The 17,998-nt window shown below is 55.2% G+C and carries 13 protein-coding genes, 1 tRNA gene and 1 pseudogene; 6 read left to right on the top strand and 9 right to left on the bottom strand.

From position 1 onward, the window contains the following. Window positions 1-3: 3 nt before the first annotated feature. The gene (locus ABWV33_RS18370) at window positions 4-1,860 is read left to right on the top strand and encodes a glycosyltransferase family 2 protein (protein WP_353332868.1); all 1,857 of its coding nucleotides are present in this window, start codon (window positions 4-6) and stop codon (window positions 1,858-1,860) included. Here the strand turns inward: ABWV33_RS18370 and ABWV33_RS18375 are convergent. The 4 genes and pseudogenes from ABWV33_RS18375 to ABWV33_RS18390 all read right to left on the bottom strand — a co-directional run bounded on the left by ABWV33_RS18375 (window position 1,857) and on the right by ABWV33_RS18390 (window position 5,655). Further along, window positions 1,857-3,029, bottom strand: a complete 1,173-nt coding sequence (locus tag ABWV33_RS18375) for an NAD-dependent epimerase/dehydratase family protein (protein ID WP_353332870.1) — start codon at window positions 3,027-3,029, stop codon at window positions 1,857-1,859. The genes ABWV33_RS18370 and ABWV33_RS18375 overlap by 4 nt on opposite strands. A 787-nt stretch (window positions 3,030-3,816) precedes the next feature. Next, on the bottom strand, window positions 3,817-4,260 hold the full coding sequence (locus ABWV33_RS18380; RefSeq protein ID WP_353332872.1) for an MBL fold metallo-hydrolase: 444 nt from the start codon (window positions 4,258-4,260) through the stop codon (window positions 3,817-3,819). A 103-nt stretch (window positions 4,261-4,363) separates the two neighbouring features. Beyond that, window positions 4,364-4,627, bottom strand: a pseudogene (locus ABWV33_RS18385) (DUF1330 domain-containing protein); the annotation flags it as partial. A 953-nt stretch (window positions 4,628-5,580) separates the two neighbouring features. Continuing rightward, window positions 5,581-5,655 (bottom strand) — tRNA-Gln (locus ABWV33_RS18390). A gap of 316 nt (window positions 5,656-5,971) precedes the next feature. Here ABWV33_RS18390 and ABWV33_RS18395 point away from each other — a divergent pair. Next, complete coding sequence (locus tag ABWV33_RS18395) at window positions 5,972-6,880, top strand: haloalkane dehalogenase (protein ID WP_113822511.1); 909 nt, start codon at window positions 5,972-5,974, stop codon at window positions 6,878-6,880. A gap of 27 nt (window positions 6,881-6,907) precedes the next feature. On the opposite strand, the gene ABWV33_RS18400 is transcribed toward ABWV33_RS18395, so the two are convergent. Continuing rightward, the gene (locus ABWV33_RS18400; RefSeq protein ID WP_404932670.1) at window positions 6,908-7,429 is read right to left on the bottom strand and encodes an SH3 domain-containing protein; all 522 of its coding nucleotides are present in this window, start codon (window positions 7,427-7,429) and stop codon (window positions 6,908-6,910) included. 139 nt (window positions 7,430-7,568) lie between these two features. Between ABWV33_RS18400 and ABWV33_RS18405 the strand changes: the two genes are divergently transcribed. The 4 genes from ABWV33_RS18405 (at window position 7,569) to ABWV33_RS18420 (ending at window position 14,781) form a co-directional block, all read left to right on the top strand. Continuing rightward, a complete protein-coding gene (locus ABWV33_RS18405) occupies window positions 7,569-8,555 on the top strand; it encodes a 2-hydroxyacid dehydrogenase (RefSeq protein ID WP_121999362.1) in 987 nt (328 codons plus the stop codon). Between the two features lie 198 nt (window positions 8,556-8,753). Beyond that, window positions 8,754-10,547 (top strand): gamma-glutamyltransferase, encoded by a 1,794-nt coding sequence (ggt, locus tag ABWV33_RS18410; RefSeq protein ID WP_353332875.1) that lies wholly within the window; start codon window positions 8,754-8,756, stop codon window positions 10,545-10,547. A 100-nt stretch (window positions 10,548-10,647) separates the two neighbouring features. After that, the gene (locus ABWV33_RS18415) at window positions 10,648-12,045 is read left to right on the top strand and encodes an FAD-binding oxidoreductase (RefSeq protein WP_121999251.1); all 1,398 of its coding nucleotides are present in this window, start codon (window positions 10,648-10,650) and stop codon (window positions 12,043-12,045) included. Window positions 12,046-12,273: 228 nt separating this feature from the next. Further along, on the top strand, window positions 12,274-14,781 hold the full coding sequence (locus ABWV33_RS18420; protein WP_353332877.1) for a GcvT family protein: 2,508 nt from the start codon (window positions 12,274-12,276) through the stop codon (window positions 14,779-14,781). 89 nt (window positions 14,782-14,870) lie between these two features. On the opposite strand, the gene ABWV33_RS18425 is transcribed toward ABWV33_RS18420, so the two are convergent. The 4 genes from ABWV33_RS18425 to ABWV33_RS18440 all read right to left on the bottom strand — a co-directional run bounded on the left by ABWV33_RS18425 (window position 14,871) and on the right by ABWV33_RS18440 (window position 17,943). After that, on the bottom strand, window positions 14,871-15,209 hold the full coding sequence (locus tag ABWV33_RS18425; protein ID WP_113822516.1) for a carboxymuconolactone decarboxylase family protein: 339 nt from the start codon (window positions 15,207-15,209) through the stop codon (window positions 14,871-14,873). A gap of 75 nt (window positions 15,210-15,284) precedes the next feature. Continuing rightward, window positions 15,285-15,938, bottom strand: a complete 654-nt coding sequence (locus ABWV33_RS18430) for a DUF938 domain-containing protein (protein WP_353332879.1) — start codon at window positions 15,936-15,938, stop codon at window positions 15,285-15,287. Further along, window positions 15,938-17,008: an NAD(P)/FAD-dependent oxidoreductase gene (locus tag ABWV33_RS18435; RefSeq protein WP_353332881.1), complete on the bottom strand. Its 1,071-nt coding sequence runs from the start codon at window positions 17,006-17,008 to the stop codon at window positions 15,938-15,940. The genes ABWV33_RS18430 and ABWV33_RS18435 overlap by 1 nt, the downstream gene beginning before the upstream one ends. Next, complete coding sequence (locus ABWV33_RS18440; protein ID WP_353332883.1) at window positions 17,005-17,943, bottom strand: aldo/keto reductase; 939 nt, start codon at window positions 17,941-17,943, stop codon at window positions 17,005-17,007. Before ABWV33_RS18440 ends, ABWV33_RS18435 begins: the two co-directional genes overlap by 4 nt. Window positions 17,944-17,998 lie beyond the last annotated feature (55 nt).

Here is a 17,998-nt window from a genome sequence, read left to right on the forward strand (position 1 = left end):
GCGATGTCTGCGCCCGATCAGCCAAACTCGAACTCAAGTGGACGTTCTCAAAACGAGTTTGTGTCGATTGACTCAGCACCTGTGGGGTTCTCGACCAACGTGCCGATGTGGCGCGCGCCGGTTTTGTTGGTTCTGTTTGTCTTGGTCTCGTTTACGGGTCTTTATGCTCTGGAACATGTGGCGTGGTTTCAAAGTATCTTTCAGGGTGGGGACCTAGTTACGGCGCCTATTGCGGGCGGCCACTCGATGCCTCTGCGCCTTTTTGTTCTGTCTTACATGATTGCCTTTGGCCTGATGTCCAACGGTCCGCTGCTTTGGCGGCTGGGTTTTACTGCGGATTTGACTATTACTTTTCTGGCATTTTGCGCGCTGATTGACGTAACGGCCTTATTGTTCGATTTGATTTTAGGGGTGTCGATACATCTGTACGTGATCGAGATCCTGTCAGGGTTCCTGGGGTATGCGATCTATTCGTTCAAACTGTTGGAACGTGGCAACATGCCGTCACGGATCAAGATTGAGCGCGGCACAACTCGCAATAAACGCATGATGTTCCGTCTGGTTTTGGTTCTTCTGGTCGCAGCCGTTTTGACCATCACCGCCGACAACACCCTACCCAATACAATCACAGCGGCTCGCAAATATGCCTTGTTGGGTGGAATTGGCCCCGGCGTGTTCCTGTTCCTGCCGTTGGTTTTCCTGCTGCTATACGTGCTGGCGCGCATCGACACCTCGCGCGTGGACAAGACCCCCTTTACCCCCGCGTTGACGATCATCATTCCAGCCCATAATGAAGAATACATCATCTCCCATACGATTGCTGCGATCGACATTGCGGCAACCGAATATGGTGGCCCCGTGTCCATTCTGGTAATGGATAATAATTCTTCCGATCGTACTAGCGAAGTGGCAACTGAGGCGCTGAACGCGTGCCAATCCGCTTTGGGCCGCGTGATTCTGGAACGCACGCCCGGCAAAGCCCATGCATTGAATGCGGCATTGCAGGCAACCCAGACCGAGTATGTGATCCGCATCGACGCCGATACCCAGATCGATCAGAATGCACTGGTTTTTGCTATGCTCAGGATGCGGAACCCGGATGTGGGCGTGGTAGGCGGGTTGCCCGTGCCCCCGGGTGGTGGCCCTTTTGATCGGCCCCGCCTACTGGAACTGTTGGTTAAACACGGGTTTTATTCTGTGGGGTTAAGCGCGGTGAACTCTGTCGTGGGTGTGCCGGGGATGTTTGCGGCTTACCGAGCCGAGCTGCCGCGCAAGTTGGGTGGCTTTGTTCAAGGCATGAATGGCGAAGACACCGATATGTCCTTGCGGATCGGAGAATTGGGATATCAGCTGATCGTCGATCCTAGGATCCAATTCAAGAGCGAAGTACCCGCGTCATACAAGCATATGCGCGAGCAGCGCCTGCGGTGGTTCCGAAGCGTTTTCCATGTCTCGGCTCGATGTCGCGACCTGATCTACTCGGGTCGTATGAGCGTTCGCGGTAAAGTGCTGTTGCCCTTTATGTTGTTGAATTCGGCCATGAGAGCGATGATGGTCCCGATGATCCTGTTTGGCATTCTGATTGGCGTTGGCCCCGGAGCAGAGGCGCGCGCCATCCCGTGGCAGGCGATCCTAGCTGTTGCCATCGGCGCGCCCGCCCTAATGTCAATCCTATGCGCGCTGCTAAACCGGTCGCTAAAGGGCCTGCTCTACGTCCCGGAATACCTTTTGTTTCGTCTGCTGCGCGCCTATTTCACGTTGGAAAGCAATCTGACGATTACGGTCAAAGACCATGGTCAACATATGTACTCAAAGGGCGCGTTGGTCCGCCCAGAAGGCAAAACCATCCGCGAGGCTTAGGGTTCCGGCTCGTTCCACAGCGAAACGCAGGGGATTTTGGACTGATCGCAACGGTCCGCATATTTCTCGGCGATCTCATGTGCTTCTTCTAAAATCGCATCGGCAAGATAGGTGGGCTTGAGCCCTAGGTTCAAAAGGCGGTCATTGGCAACGTACAACTCATTTTCGTCAGCCTCGTTACGTGGGTTGTCAATGAATGAAACCTCGGCTCCGGTCTTATCGGAAACAAGTTGCGCCAGGTCGCGAACACGGTGAGTTTCAGTCATCTGATTCAGGATATTGACCCGTTCGCCTTTCTTGGGCGGGTTGATGAGGGCCAGTTCGATGCACTTTACGGTGTCGCGGATGTGGATGAAGGCGCGGGTCTGCCCGCCCGTTCCGTGCACGGACAACGGGTAGTTGACGGCAGCTTGCATCAGGAATCTATTCAAGACGGTGCCATAATCGCCGTCATAGTCGAACCGATTGATCAGCCTTTCGTCCATCTTAGTTTCAGGCGTCTGAGTGCCCCATACGATGCCTTGATGCAGGTCCGTCACCCGCACTCCATCATTCTTGTTGTAGAAAAAGAAAAACAGCTGATCCTGAGTTTTCGTCATGTGATAGATCGACCCCGGATTTGCCGGATAAAGGATCTCGGCATCGATTTCTTTTCCATCGTCAGTGTCCAAGTGGACTTTCAAATAGCCTTCGGGGATTTTCATCCCGGCCGTGCCGTATCCGTAAACACCCATGGTTCCCAAGTGCACCAGATGACAGTCCACGCCGCTTTCGACGATAGCCGCCAGAATATCGTTGGTGGCATTCAGGTTGTTATTGACCGTATAGCGTTTGTGATAAGAAGACTTCATCGAATAGGGCGCAGCACGTTGCTCGGCAAAATGCACGATTGCGTCTGGTTTTTCTGTCTCCAACAGAAGAAGTAAGCGGTGGTAGTGCTGTCCGACAGTAAATACTTCATGGGCTATTTTATTGCCCGTTAGCTCTTCCCATGTCGCCAATCGCTCCCCCAAGGGTCTGATTGGCGTCAATGACTCAACTTCCAATTCAATGTCGATTTTTCGCCGAGACAGGTTGTCCACAATAATGACTTCGTGACCTTTGTTGGACAAATGTAACGCTGTGGGCCAGCCGCAAAACCCATCGCCCCCCAGAACTAGAATTTTCATCGATTGGATCCAAATCTATTTTTGTTGGTATTTGATTGAGTAAGCCTAGGATTATGTTTAAGCCTGTCAAGTTTTAGAAAGTTTTGCAGCTGATCCGGAGCGCTCCAAAAACCAATTTTCAATTGTATTCGTCGAGAAGCATAAGGTTTGCTTCGAAAGTCGCGGGGAATTGCAAATCCAAACGTCGTACAAAAGTGGCGCACCGTTTGTGATAATTCCGTCAAACGCCGACCTTCAAAAAAGATGAAGTGCTTTGCAAAGTCAGTTTTTTGCCTAGAGCTGACATCAGTGCTGTTAGCAGCGCCCGCGAGTGGTTATGCCAGCCTTCAATGACCGTTTTCACCAATTTGGAAATAGAAGAAAGCAGAAGCATCAAGCAGCCGCTCTCTACTCTAACTTGCTTGCACACAATGCCAGCTTTGGGTCGGCTGCTGTAACCCTCGGTAGCGTTGGTCAGGTCCAGTTGGATAATTGTGGCGCTGCACCGCCAAAAGGCAGCTTCGAACCCATACTGCAATACTCTAAAAGGTGACGGAGCGGGAGAGGCGTGCGCAAACCGGACTTAGATATTGGTGGGCTTTGGCCGCGGTGCGTACAGGAGAACTAGTTTCTGGGCTATTGGGGGTTCACTCCTTCGTATAAGGAGGAAATGGCTGCATCAAGAGCCATGTGCCATTCAGCTCTGTTCATTTCCGCAATCAAGTCCTGCCTCACCGCAAGGCTTGGGATAATTACGTCGGTCTGAACATTCTTAAGCTTCTCAAGGGCCCTGACGAGCATGTCCCTGTCAACCTCCGTGGCTTGTCATGAATAGAGCCTTCCACGCGCCATGTTCGGGGTAGAGTGTGTCACCAACAAACAGGTACGTTCGACCATGAGGCGAGGCATATCGGTAGCAGATGTTGTCGTCTGTATGACCCGGGGTGTAAATCGCTGTCACCCTTGCATCGCGTAAAAGCTCTCCTTCTGTTTCAATGGTTCGATCCAACGACAGGTCATTGGGAAAGTACTTTTGCATTTCCCGATGTCCGACAAGATCCGCGGCAAGGGCGGTTTTGGCATAAGCAAGCCCTTTGCTGATCTCGTGATTGTGGCTCAAATGCAGGTGATCCACCTGACCTAACGCCCGAATTGCAGTGCGGCTTTCTGGGTATACTGCAACATAGATCAGGTCACGCCCTGCTCTGTTCTCAAGGACATAGGCGTGGCTGATGAGCGTCCCAAATCGCAATTCGACTGGGGTTTTCTAAAGGCCAGGAAATAGTTGTTTCATCAGTATGATCCTACTTCTGAAGTGTTGAGCTGGGGAGGTGCACCCTCACTCCTCATGAAGCTCAAGTTTCAGTCTTTGACGACATAGATGCGATCAGGTTTTGCGCTGTCCGTTCTTCAGCGTCAAAGCTTTCCACCGCAAATGTAAAGTTGGGCGGGATCACGTCGGTACGGAGGTGCTTGATGGCTTGGTACTCGTCCGAATTCCAGAATCCCTGCGACACTTCCATTGAAGGAATCTTGGGCAGAGTGAAACGGGCATCATCCTTCCACTCACCCCCAAAGTGATCCAGAAATTGCGCCGTTTCTCCCGCAACGATGAGCTCTCCACCCCATTTTCCATCAAAGGGTGTGTCGCTTCCCCATAGGGGGCGAGCGTCCTATGGCCGTTTAGCATGAATGAACTGGCAACCAGATAGGCCGGTTTCTGTTTCGAAATCTCTCGACCCCGTATTTCTCATTGATTCTGGCTTCCTGTTGCCTTGGTTCTTCCTCAACTTAAATTCAAGTCAATGGGGGAACGGAAGAAGTGAATGAGACATAGAGGCGGTCTAACTGTTGGCGAAATAGCTGAACGTCGTGGCATTGCCGTGGCGGCGGAGCAATTATTCAGACGCAAAGGATTTATCTCCTCAGCGTGCAACGAAGCATACCACCGATGCTATTCGCCAACGGTCTTGCGCAAATTCAGGTAGCTCAGCCTGTTGGAGCCCATGGAGAGAAATCGCAGATGCCATGAACTTCTTGCCCCCGGAAACAAAAGTCGCCGTAAAGCGTGGGAAACACTTTCCATTCGTTGTACCGATGAGTTGGACGACCGCATGGCGCGTCTGTAATGTCTTTGGGATCGATTGGTGGGCCGCTTCGGATGTGGTTGCCAGTCAATGAATACATGCAAATTGGGCGACCCAAGCGTCGTGATCGGCAAAAACTGACCTGGGCCGAGATACTTGGAAGAGGAAGCGGCCAACGAAACAGTGGTAAAGAGCGTTTAGCCGTCGTTGGTTCCAGCGAAGCAAACGCCCGTTCTTTTACCGGCGATTTAAACGGGTCGACGCAACACCTTAATCTTTTTGGGTAGATGGAGTGTAAGTCATGGCCTATCCCTCTTCCTCTTATGAGAACAATAGGACCTCTCTTAGGGGGTAAGCTGAATATTGGAGCAATAGGAGCCATTTGTTGAAATCCTAATCCGCTATGCAGGCGCTGGGGCATAAACTTGGGCATTCTGACTCACTCAGAACCCGCCACTCGGTTTTACTGTCATGTTAGGAAGTACTGGCTGGGGTGGTAGGATTCGAACCTACGATCTTCAGTACCAAAAACTGTTGCCTTACCACTTGGCCACACCCCATCAGTGAAGCGGTGTCTACTTGGAGTGCGGGGGGGGATCAAGGGCTCTTTTTCAAAAAAATCACCCTTTGAGCCATTTTTTTTCATTTTGCTCTAAAACACTGATTTCGTGACGTAATGTCCGCTCCTTTGCATGAGTTGGGAGCCATGGGCTTCAGAAGCATAGGCCGTGGCGTTTCTCGGGGCTGACATCCGGATGCTAATGAGAACTATGGGATTTGTTGCGTGTTCAAAGACTTGCCTGTGCCGTTACGTTCCTGCTGGGCGATTGGGTTTCACCCGTTAGGCTGACCTCACCCGAGGGAGGAGAATCGAACATGAAGGCACTGAGAACACCACCAGAGCGTTTTGATGAGTTGGTGGATTACCCATTCGCTCCCAACTATCTGGAAGTGGACGATACCGAAGGCGGTGCGTTGCGGGTCCACTACCTGGACGAAGGACCGCCTGATGCTGCGCCGGTTTTGGTGATGCATGGAGAGCCGAGCTGGTCCTATCTGTATCGTCATATGATCCCTCGGTTTACGGCAGCAGGCCATCGGGTGATCGCGCCGGATCTTATTGGATTTGGCAAATCAGACAAGCCGACCGAGCGTGAAGATTACACCTATGAGCGCCACGTTGCGTGGATGGGGTCGGTATTGCGACAATTGGATCTGCGCAATATCACTTTGGTTTGTCAGGACTGGGGTGGCTTGATCGGGCTGCGGCTTTGGGCTGAGATGCCTGATCGGTTTGCCCGCATTGTGATTGCCAATACGGCCCTTCCGACCGGAGATCACCCGATGAGCGAAGCTTTTCGCGCTTGGCGGGCCTTTAGTCAGGATGTTCCCGTGTTCCCTGCTGGCAAAATCGTGTACGGCGGCACCGTCAATAAATTGACCGAAGCAGAGATCGCCGCGTACGACGCACCGTACCCGGATGAGGATTATAAAGCTGGTGCGCGCCAATTTCCCACGCTTGTACCGGATACGCCGGATGCGCCATCGACAACTGAAAACCGGGCGGCTTGGGAGGTTCTGAAAACCTTGGATACACCAGTCCTGACTGTATTTGGCGCCGAAGATAAGGTAATGGCGGGGGTCGAGAAAGTTTTCCAAAAACTGTGCCCGGGTGCCGCAGGGCAGGCACACGTCGTTTTGCCTAATGCCGGACATTTCTTGCAAGAGGATGTTGGTGATGCACTGGCAGATCGAACAAATGCGTTCATCGCAGCCACGTCGTAATTGTGCAGTGGTCAGAGCTGACGGGGCTTAGTCCCGCAGCTCTTTTGGGGCGACCCCCCAGAGGTCAGTTTTCGGTGCCCACCCTCGGTAGCCGCCAGCGGAAATCCGGCACCAATCCTGAACGCAACTGCCCAGACGCGCGACGACACCCAATTCAAAGTGCGCGGAAATCGTGGATTGCGGATCAGCACTAGAATAGATGGGCATCATGTCTTTTTCGACCAGGACAGTGCGCACGCCAGACAACAGAGCATAATGCACCCAGCCGCCAGCGCCGTCGCGATCCTGAACCTTGCGCCAATGGCCGTGTTCAGCCGTGACCTGAAGCGGCATATCGCGGCGCTTGAAAACCCAATCGATCCGATGGGTCAGCGATGGCCCTCGGCGCACGTTGCCTTCGGTCGCTTTCATCGAAACATAACGGGGCAGGGGGAGGTTCGTAACTGGCCCCCGTTCGTCTTCGGCCAATACTGGGGTGGAAAAGGATGTGGCTACAAAAGCCGCTATTGCGACCAATCGCTGGCCGTTTACCAAAATGGAATACGTCACTGCCTGCCCGCCTGAATGCCTGCGTGTAAGGTTCTTGAAAAAGGCTGCTAAATTTGCGCGAGGGGTTCTTGTGCCCGGCCTGTTCATGGGTCACGATGACACGACGCGCACCAAATTGCAAAGCAGTGGGAGGCCTCAAGTGCCAAGAGAACGTCTGAGTGTTGTTGTTACGCGACGGTTGCCAGAAGCGGTCGAAACCCGGTTAAGCGAACTGTTTGATGTCACACTGCGCGATGATGACACGCCGATGTCGCGCAGTGAGTTGGTTGAGGCGCTGCAAACCGCTGATGTGCTGGTGCCAACCGTGACGGATGAGATTGACGCGCGCGTGCTGGGGCAGGCCGGACCGCAATTGCGGCTGATCGCAAGCTATGGTGCGGGGGTTGATCACATCGATGTGCAAACCGCCCGTCAACGTGGGGTCCTTGTATCAAACACGCCCGGTGTGTTGACCGACGATACCGCTGATATGGCTATGGGGCTGATTCTGGCCGTTACCCGTCGTATTCCCGAAGGTTTGGCGCTCATGCAAAAGGGCGAGTGGGAAGGCTGGGCTCCAACCGCGCTGTTGGGCGGTCGTGTGAGCGGGCGTCGGCTTGGTATTCTGGGCATGGGGCGTATTGGGCAGGCCGTTGCCCGCCGTGCTGCGGCTTTTGGGATGCAAATTCATTATCACAATCGCAAACGCCTGCGCCCCGAGGTGGAGCGGGATTTAGAGGCAACGTATTGGGAAAGCCTCGACCAGATGGTGGCGCGAATGGATGTGGTGTCCATCAATTGCCCCTCTACACCAAGCACATTTCATCTGATGAATGCGCGGCGGCTTAAGCTGATGAAACCCTCAGCGGTGATTGTGAACACCTCGCGCGGTGAAGTGATTGATGAAAACGCGCTGACTCGTATGATCCGTGCCGGTGATATCGCGGGGGCGGGTCTGGATGTATATGAGCATGGCACGCAGGTGAATCCGCGCTTGCGAGAGCTGCCAAACGTTGTGTTGTTGCCGCACATGGGGTCGGCGACGCTTGAAGGCCGGATTGAGATGGGCGAAAAAGTCATCATCAACATCAAGACCTACGAAGATGGACACAGGCCACCGGATCAGGTCGTACCAGCGATGCTGTGACCTAAACGACCAGAGATTATTGAGCGGGGACAGGGAACTGTCCCCGTTTTCCGTATAGGCAGGGCCACTGGTTGCAATCCTTATCTCGGAAAGAGTTGCAGAGCGGACGAATCCAACTACGATCAGTAGGTATTCGGGATATGAGCCCCAGCGCTGATCCTGCGCAGTACCCCAAACATATTTCAGGAGAGTGATAACATGAAACGCATTTGGCAGTTCGGGATTTTGGCCTCAGCTTTTGTGGTGGGCGCACCCTTGGTGGCGCAACAAACTGCCGACAGTGTCGCCCCTGAGTCCGCGACCGAGGGCTCTGTTCAGGCCGTGTCATCCGTGATTGCAGATGCCTATGCTGCGCGCGAGGCGGGGCAACCGGTGGTGTCTGATAACTGGATGGTTGCGGCTGCGAACCCATTGGCAGTTCAGGCCGGAGCGGATGTTTTGCGGGTGGGCGGCAGCGCGGCCGATGCGATGGTGGCGGTGCAGGTTGTGTTGGGTCTGGTCGAACCGCAATCTTCGGGTTTAGGTGGGGGCGCATTCCTAGTTTGGTATGATGCGGCGTCGAAAAAAATGACCACGCTGGATGGTCGGGAAACAGCACCCTTGGACGCAACTCCGACTCTGTTTCAGGATTCAGAGGGTCAGCCGCTTAAGTTTTTTGATGCGGTGGTCGGCGGGCGGTCTGTGGGTACACCGGGCACCCCGGCTTTGCTGGCCCAAGCACATCGCCGCTGGGGACGTGCGCCGTGGCCTTCGTTGTTTACGGCCGGAACGCAACTTGCCGAAGAGGGGTTCACAGTCTCGCCGCGGTTGGCGGGTTTGGTTGAACGGGACGCAGACCGTCTGAACCGGTTCCCGGCCACGGCAGAGTATTTCTTGCCAAACGGGCAGGGTGTCCAAGCCGGTGATACCTTAAAGAACCCGGCCTATGGTCAAACGCTGCGCACCTTGGCCGAGCAGGGTGCAGATGGGTTTTATGCTGGCCCGATTGCCGCTGATATCGTGCGAACGGTTCAATCCGCGCCCGGTAATCCGGGAGTGTTGTCAGCAGTTGATATGTCGCTGTATCAGGTCAAAGAACGGGATGCTGTCTGTGTTACATACCGGGCGCATGATGTGTGTGGCATGGGCCCACCATCATCTGGCGCCTTGACCGTTGGGCAGATCCTCGGCTTGCTGGAACCTTATGACCTTGCCGCGCTGGGTGCAGAAAACCCGGAAAGCTGGCGTTTGATAGGGGATGCTTCGCGGCTGGCTTTCGCTGACCGGGGTCGGTTCATGGCCGATAGTGACTATGTGCCAATGCCCACCAAAGGGTTGGTTGATCCCGCATATCTGACAACGCGTTCCAAATTGTTGGCGGGTGATGATGCATTGCCCGAAGTCGCACCGGGCAACCCAACCTTTGATCATGCCTCCAACTGGGCCGATGACGAAGCGATCGAGCTGCCGTCGACCTCCCACATTTCGATTGTCGATGCCTATGGCAACGTTTTGTCGATGACGACGACCATCGAAAATGCCTTTGGTTCCCGGTTGATGACGAATGGGTTTCTGCTCAACAATGAGCTGACGGATTTCTCGTTCCGCAGTCACAGGGACGGCGTACCAATTGCCAACCGGCTTGAACCGGGTAAACGCCCGCGCTCGTCCATGGCGCCCACTATTGTGATGCAAGACGGCGCGCCTGTTCTTGCGATTGGGTCCCCCGGAGGTAGTCGTATCATTGGGTATGTCGCAACCGCCATTATCGGCTGGGCCGATTGGGGGCTAAATGTGCAAGAGGCTCTGTCGATGCCGCATCTGGTGAACCGCTTTGGGACCTATGATCTAGAGGACGGCACTACAGCCAGCGCACAGGCCGATGCGCTCAGCGCCATGGGGTTCGAGGTCAAGATTCGCGGCCTGAATTCCGGCCTGCACGCGATTGAGATCGGAGAGACCCTCAAAGGTGGGGCAGATCCGCGTCGCGAAGGAATCGCGCTGGGCGAGTGATGGAACTACGGGGTTGTGGGTATTGATTGCCCACAATCGAACCCGCTAAGTTAACATGACAATCAAAGTGCTCCGGCACTACGGTCTCAGGAGACATCTTATGGTTCAAGCCACCGCATTGCCGCGCAACGAGGTCGGTATCGAAACAGTCCTCGGAATCCTCAAACAACGTTTTGGGGACCGGTTGCAAACCGGGCAGTCAATTCGCGAACAACATGGGCATACGACCACCTGGATCGTGAACCAATCCCCGGATGCGGTGGTGTTTCCGGAATCCACCGCTGAGGTGTCTGAAATCGTCAAAGCCTGCGCCGCGCATAAGGTCCCCGTTATCCCCTTTGGCACCGGCACCTCGCTTGAAGGGCATGTGAACGCACCAGCAGGTGGGATATCTGTCGATCTCTCGCAGATGAACCAGATTTTGACCGTCAATTCCGAGGACCTGGATTGTGTAATCCAACCGGGGGTGACGCGCGAACAGCTGAACACGCACTTGCGCGATCAGGGGCTGTTTTTTCCCATAGACCCGGGGGCCAATGCCTCGCTTGGGGGGATGGCGTCGACCCGTGCGTCGGGCACCAATGCAGTCCGGTATGGCACGATGAAAGACAATGTTCTGGCGCTTGAGGTGGTGATGCCGGATGGCGAAGTGATCCGCACAGCCCAACGTGCCAAAAAGTCGTCGGCCGGGTATGACTTGACCCGTCTAATGATCGGATCCGAGGGCACACTGGGCCTGATTACCGAAGTTACCTTGAAATTACAGGGCATCCCTGAAGCGATTAGCTCAGCGCGCTGTTCCTTCCCGACGGTTGATGCGGCGTGCCGTGCGGTGATGATGACGATCCAATTTGGTATTCCCGTTGCCCGGATTGAAATGCTGGATGTGCAATCGGTTCAGGCCGCGAACGCCTATTCCAAACTGTCGTTGCCAGAGACGCCGCTGTTGTTGTTGGAGTTTCATGGCTCAGAGGCAGGCGTCGTGGAGCAGGCCGAAACCTTTGGTTCCATCGCCGAAGACTTTGGCGGTGTCGATTTTGAGGCCACGACCTCGACCGAGGAACGCAACAAGCTTTGGCAGGCGCGCCACGATATGTACTGGGCTTCGCTGCAATTACGCCCCGGTGCCAGCGGTATTTCCACGGATGTTTGCGTACCCATTTCCCGCTTGGCGGAATGTGTGACGGCTGCACAAGACAAGGTTGCCGAATTGGGTCTGATGGGGCCAACCGTAGGGCACGTGGGCGATGGTAATTTCCACACTTTGTTGCTGATTGATATGGAAAACCAAGACGAAAAGGCAAAGGCGGATGAATTTGTCGGCTGGCTGAACGATATGGCGATATCGATGGACGGCACGTGCACCGGTGAACATGGCATCGGGCAGGGGAAACGCCCCTACCTGATCAAAGAACTTGGCGCGGCAACCACCTATATGAAAGCGATCAAAGCGGCGCTGGATCCGGACAATATCATGAACCCGGGCAAGATCCTGTAACAGAGGGCCCGGGTTGGGCGCAGAAGGCCCGTAACAATGAGGTGCAAAAGGGAAAGGTGAAGGTGCAAATCAACTTCACCTTTTTCGACGCGAAAGAATCCGACCTCTGTCCGCTTTAGAAGCGCGCGCAGGTCGGTTTTGCCCCTTTTTGCGTCGGCTGGACTTGGCCCGGGCGTACCGGGTTGGGCATAAACCCGTGTAAATAGACTCAATCCGGAGAGCGGGCACATGAAAACCCAAGTCAAAGCACTGGTTGTCGGCGGTGGCGCCGTTGGAACCTCGATTGCCTACCATCTGGCCAAAGCAGGCTGGGATGACGTTATGCTGCTCGAACGTGACGAGCTGACATCGGGCTCCACATGGCACGCGGCTGGCTTGCTGCCATTGTTCAACATGTCCTATGCGACAACCCACATCCACAAATACTCGGTCGATTTCTACAAGCAATTGGAAGAAGAAACTGGTTTGAACGCGGGTTTTGCCGTCGTAGGCAACCTGCGTATGGCACAAACACAAGAGCGTATGGATGAATATATGCTCTATTCTTCGATCGCAGAAACCTGCGATGTGCCTTACGAATGGCTGACTCCTGACCAGATCAAAGAGCGCTGGCCGTTGATCCGCACCGATGACCTGAAAGGTGCGATCTATCACACCGAGGACGGCTATATTAACCCGGCCGACGTCACCATGGCGATGGCCAAAGGTGCCCGTCAGCGTGGTGTCGACATCGTGCGCAAGATGCAGGCAGATGCTTTCCACTGGACCGGTACCCATTGGGAAGTCACATGCACCAAAATGGTGGAAAAGGGCGGTAACCTTGTTCCGTCCGACGAACAGGTTGTGATCACCGCCGAGCATGTTGTGACCGCATCGGGCAATCACGCACAGCGCACTGCCAAGATGTTGGGCATCAAAATGCCTGCGATTCCGGTGGAACATACCTTCATCGTCATGGATCAAGATCCCGAGCTGGTCAAATGGCGCGAGGCAGGTAACCCTGAGCACCCCGTTGTGCGTGACGCCGACAATGAATCCTATGCCCGCGAAGAAAGGGGTGGTTGGATTCTTGGTATCTATGAAAAAGATGCGCCTGCGCGGTTTGAACATGGTGTGCCAGACAGCTTCCGCGCTGATCTGTTCCCGCTGGATCTGGACCGGATCGCTGATCAGTACATGGCGATGACCGAACGTGTGCCCTCCTGCGCCGAGTCGGGCCTCAAGGACGATTTCAACGGCCCGATCTGTTACACACCGGATGGCAACCCACTGGTTGGCCCCGCACCGGGTTTGCGCAACATGTGGCTTGCGGAAGGGTTCTCGTTCGGGATCACCGCGGCAGGTGGTACAGGCTATTACCTCGCTCAGATGATGGTCGATGGTGAAGCTGAGATCGACATGGCCTCCCTTGACCCCAAGCGGTATTCCTCCAACTGGATGACCACCGAGTTTGCGGCGCGCAAGAACGAAGAGTGCTATGAGCACGTCTATATCTTGCACCACCCAGACGAAGAACGTCCCGCAGCACGCCCATTGCGGACTGCACCTGCATTCGACCGTCAGAAAGCCTGTGGCGCACAGTTTGGCTGGGTCAACGGTTGGGAACGCCCCAACTATTATGGCCCACTGGATGCACCTGAAAACTTTGACCATGACGCGCGCTCGTTTCGTCGTGGTGGCTGGTGGCAACACGCCGTCGACGAAGCTAAAGCGATCCGCGAAGGTGTGGGCCTGATCGATGCAACCGCGTTCACCAAGCATGTTGTCAAAGGCCCCGGTGCCACACAGTTCCTCGACTGGTTCACCTGTAACAAATTGCCCAAGGTTGGCCGGATCAACCTTACTTACGCCCTGACCTCGGCAGGCACCACACGCACAGAATACACCATCGTGCGCAACGGCGAAAACAACTACTACCTCGTCTCTGCTGGTGCCTGGACCGAATATGACGCCGACTTCCTGCGCAAAGCCGCCGAAGATAAAATGGAAGAATTCGGTTACATTGAGATTCAGGATGTCACCACGCAGTGGGGCGTGTTCGCCATCGCAGGCCCCAAAGCCCGCGATGTGTTGAAAGAGGTAATTGTTGATGCAGACCCGGAAACTGCGCTGACCAACAAGAACTTCCCATGGCTTTCAGCCAAGCAGATCGAGCTGGGCATGTGCCCTGTGAATGCGATCCGTGTGGCATATACCGGAGAATTGGGCTGGGAATTGCACCACCCGATGGAAATGCAGAATTACCTTTTCGATCTGCTCGAAAAAGCGGGTGAAAAGCACGGTATGAAACTGGTGGGTGCACGGGCGCAGAACTGGCTCCGTCAGGAGAAATCCTATCGCGCCTTTGGTAACGAACTGGGGCGCGACGCGACCCCGGCCGAAGCCGATTTGCCGCGCTTTATTGACCTCAGCAAAGAGTTCAACGGCAAGGATGCCATGGTTGAAACCGGTGTGCGGTTCAAATGCGTCACCTTGCTGATCGACGGACCCGCAGACGCCGACCCATGGGGCCGCGAGGCGCTTTATGCCGAGGACGGCACCCGCGTGGGCCGTCTGACGTCGGGCGGCTATTCGGTTGCGTTCGAAAAGAGCATCGGCATGGGCTACGTTCCGCCCGCGCTGGCGGTTCCCGGCACCAAACTCAAGGTGCGGATGCAGGATGAGTTGTGGGATGCGGAAATCACCGTCGACAGCCCCTACGATCCTAAGAACGAAACCATCCGTATGAACGGGTAACTTTCATATTCGCGAAACAAAAAAAGGCGGCCCACTGGGTCGCCGTTTTTATTTGAGCATGGTAGCCGGGCCAGATCAGCGCACGAGTTTTATTTTGCAGAGAATTCGTCAAAACATTCCAACGCTTTGGCGGCATACATCATCGAAGGTCCACCGCCCATCTGGATGCTCATGGCAAGCACATCAGACAGCTCTTCGCGGGTGGCATTAGCTTTTACCAAAGCTTCGACATGCAAGGAAATGCAGGGTTCGCACCGCGATGCGATGGAAATACCCAGAGCCACAAACTCCTTGGTTTTGAAGTCGAGCGTGCCGCCTTCTTTGACCGTTTTACCAAGCGCGCCAAAGGCACGGGCGGTTTCGGGAATTGCGCTGTTAAGATTCCGCAACCCCGAACGGGTTTGTGAGATTTTTTCGTTCCAAGACATCTGGGCGCCCTTATGTTGATACATCTTAATTTCCTGATGTATTCAACCTTTGCCCAAGTGTGACATTGATCTTGATCAGATGGATGGCTTTTCTGCCACCAAAGCCAAATTGTTGGCGGGCATTTCGATGACCTCGGCCATGTCCAATCCCGCGCCCTGCAGCACATCCATTACGTCGAAATCGTCCTTGTATCCGATCTCGGGGTCCTGTTCGACCAACGATGCGTGAAAGGCCTTGTCGCCGTCACTGATCAGCTCGCCACTCCTTAGGAACGGTCCATACAGCACCACACGGCCACCGGGGTTCAAAGCGGGGGCAATTTGCGAAATCAGGCGTTCCGTTTCCGGCGTACTGATCAGGTGCAATAGGTTGACCAGAACGATCAGATCTTGCCCCCCATGTTGTGCACCCCAATCCGGTGTTGTGGCATCAAGCGCCATCGCCGGGGCGACATTGTCGACCCCTGCAGCATAGGCATCAATGCTGGCACGCCTAACCGCGTCTATTTCACTGGGTTGCCATTGGAACCTCGGCAGTTGAGCGGCAAAGGCAACGATGTGCTGTCCGGTGCCGCTTGCCAATTCCAGCGCGCGTGCTCCTGACGGAGCCACTTGATCCAGCAAGGCGCATAAGGCCTGTACATTTCTGCTTGCGGCGGGCGCGACGAGCTTTGCCCCCTCGGCTGGGGTGGCAATGCTGGCGGTTTTCGGGGGAACTCTGCTAGACATCAGCGCAACCGATCCGGGCGCAACGCGGACACAGCTTCGGCCTCCAGCTCTGGCTGCGTCCCAGAAACCAGATCTGCTATCAATTGAGACGCTGCAGGGGCGGTCAAAAACCCATAACCACCTTGGGCGGCACACCAAATGAACGAAGGCGTGTCCGGGTCCGGTCCCAAGACCAATGTTCGATCCGGGGCAAAGCTGCGCAAGCCGGCCCAGTTGCTTTCGACACGTGTCACGGGTTCGGTGACCCAGTGTTCATAGCGCGCCAACCCTTCGGCAAGTACCATGTCATCTGTATAGGCATCGTGGGGATCCACGGGGTCTTCTTCCGCAGGAGAGACGAGCAAACTGCCTGCATCGGGCTTAGCGTACCACGTTTCCCCAACCCCCATCAGCATTGGCCAAGTTCGGACATCCAACCCACCGGGAGCGGGAATGCGGACCATAGATCGGCGACAGGGGGTCAATCCGATGGGATCAATTCCGGCCATAGTCGCGACCACATCTGCCCACGCACCTGCAGCGTTGACCACATTGCGTGCTTCAAAGGTTTCTTTCGCAGTAACACGCCAGATTTGGTCGTGCTGGATCTCTGTAACCTGTTGTTTGGTCAGAACCTGCCCCCCGTTTGCCCGGATCACCTTGGCAAAATCCTGCATCATGCGATCCGTGTCGATATCCAACGCGTTTTCGTGATAGGCCGCATAGGTCACGACATCGGGGTTTAGAACCGGGAAATGTTCCATCGCGGCCTCAACCGAGATCGCCGACATTCCTAATTCAATCGCATCCGCCTCGAAGCCCGGTTTTTCATCGGCACCTGCGATCAGCATCAGGCCCCGCGGTGTAAGGTAGCCACCGTTGGCGCTGACGAAGTAATCCGCACTTGCCCGGCTCAACGCGACTGTAGGACCAGAGCCATAATTGGCCTCGAAAAGGGCGGCTGAGCGTCCTGAGGAGTGATAACCAAGCGCGTCTTCGCCTTCCAATACGGTGACGATTCCCATGGTGGACAGACGCGCACCCGCGCTCAGGCCGGCGATGCCCCCACCTATTACGAGAAAATCAATCATAGCTGTTCCTCTATACGGTCCGTTGCCGGGGCAGGGGTCGGGCTGAGCGCAGACATCCGGTTATACAGTTCGCCGGGCATGTCAAAGTTCAATGCTGCCAACGATGGGACCAGTTGTTCAGCTGTGCGGGCTGAAATGATCGGCATCGGGGAATACGGGCTAGCAGCGACCCATGCAACAGCCAGGGTTGCCGCAGGAACACCCACTTCGTCGGCAAGCTGGCTGAGTGCGCGCGCTGTTTCTGGCATCCAGTCCAAGCCATACCGCGCCGCATAGCGGTGATCTTCGCTGAGCCGTCCCGTCCCGCCTTGCGCATATTTTCCGGTCAGCATTCCGCCACCAAGCGGGGAGTAAGGGGCCACAGCAATCCCTTGATCGGCGCACATGGGCAGGATCTCAACCTCGGCCTGACGTTTGATCAGGTTGTACATGGGCTGCAGAATGTCGATTGTCAGATCGAACTGCGCGGCAACGGAAACGGCTTTCATTACCTGCCACGCAGCGGCATTGGAAAGACCGATATACCGGATCTGTCCGGCTTGTTTCATCTCAGCCAAACACCCAAGGCTTTCGTGCAGATCAACGTCGGGATCAAAACGATGCAAATACAGGATGTCGATCATATCCTGCCCAAGCCGCTGCCGAGAAACGTCAAACTGCGCGCGGAGGTTTTGCGCACCAGCACCGCCGCTATAGCCAACCTTGGATGCGACCAAAATTGCCTCTCGTTCAGACCGGATCATGTCCCCAAGCAGCGTCTCAGATGCGCCATCGGTATAGACATGGGCCGTGTCGAAATGTGTCACGCCCGCAACCCTACAGGCATCGAACATGGCCCGGGATTGAGTGACGTCTGCCTTGCCACCAAATTGCATGGCGCCAAAGGCAAAGGTGCTGGCGGGGGTGCCATCAAGGCTGATCAGGGTCTGTGTCATCCCCAGACAATTACACGGAGATTGCCCATCTGAAAGCCCCCAAAAATCCCTTTTT

Origin of the sequence: Phaeobacter sp. NW0010-22 (genome assembly GCF_040365955.1) — a bacterium.
In the GTDB taxonomy this organism is placed as follows: Bacteria; Pseudomonadota; Alphaproteobacteria; order Rhodobacterales; family Rhodobacteraceae; genus OMPR01.

Excerpts from the sequence above, each read along its gene's own strand:
- ABWV33_RS18370 (WP_353332868.1), top strand. The coding sequence starts at position 4 with ATGTCTGCGCCCGATCAGCCAAACTCGAACTCAAGTGGACGTTCTCAA.
- ABWV33_RS18375 (WP_353332870.1), bottom strand. The coding sequence starts at position 3,029 with ATGAAAATTCTAGTTCTGGGGGGCGATGGGTTTTGCGGCTGGCCCACA.
- ABWV33_RS18395 (WP_113822511.1), top strand. The coding sequence starts at position 5,972 with ATGAAGGCACTGAGAACACCACCAGAGCGTTTTGATGAGTTGGTGGAT.
- ggt (WP_353332875.1), top strand. The coding sequence starts at position 8,754 with ATGAAACGCATTTGGCAGTTCGGGATTTTGGCCTCAGCTTTTGTGGTG.
- ABWV33_RS18415 (WP_121999251.1), top strand. The coding sequence starts at position 10,648 with ATGGTTCAAGCCACCGCATTGCCGCGCAACGAGGTCGGTATCGAAACA.
- ABWV33_RS18420 (WP_353332877.1), top strand. The coding sequence starts at position 12,274 with ATGAAAACCCAAGTCAAAGCACTGGTTGTCGGCGGTGGCGCCGTTGGA.
- ABWV33_RS18425 (WP_113822516.1), bottom strand. The coding sequence starts at position 15,209 with ATGTCTTGGAACGAAAAAATCTCACAAACCCGTTCGGGGTTGCGGAAT.
- ABWV33_RS18430 (WP_353332879.1), bottom strand. The coding sequence starts at position 15,938 with ATGTCTAGCAGAGTTCCCCCGAAAACCGCCAGCATTGCCACCCCAGCC.
- ABWV33_RS18435 (WP_353332881.1), bottom strand. The coding sequence starts at position 17,008 with ATGATTGATTTTCTCGTAATAGGTGGGGGCATCGCCGGCCTGAGCGCG.
- ABWV33_RS18440 (WP_353332883.1), bottom strand. The coding sequence starts at position 17,943 with ATGACACAGACCCTGATCAGCCTTGATGGCACCCCCGCCAGCACCTTT.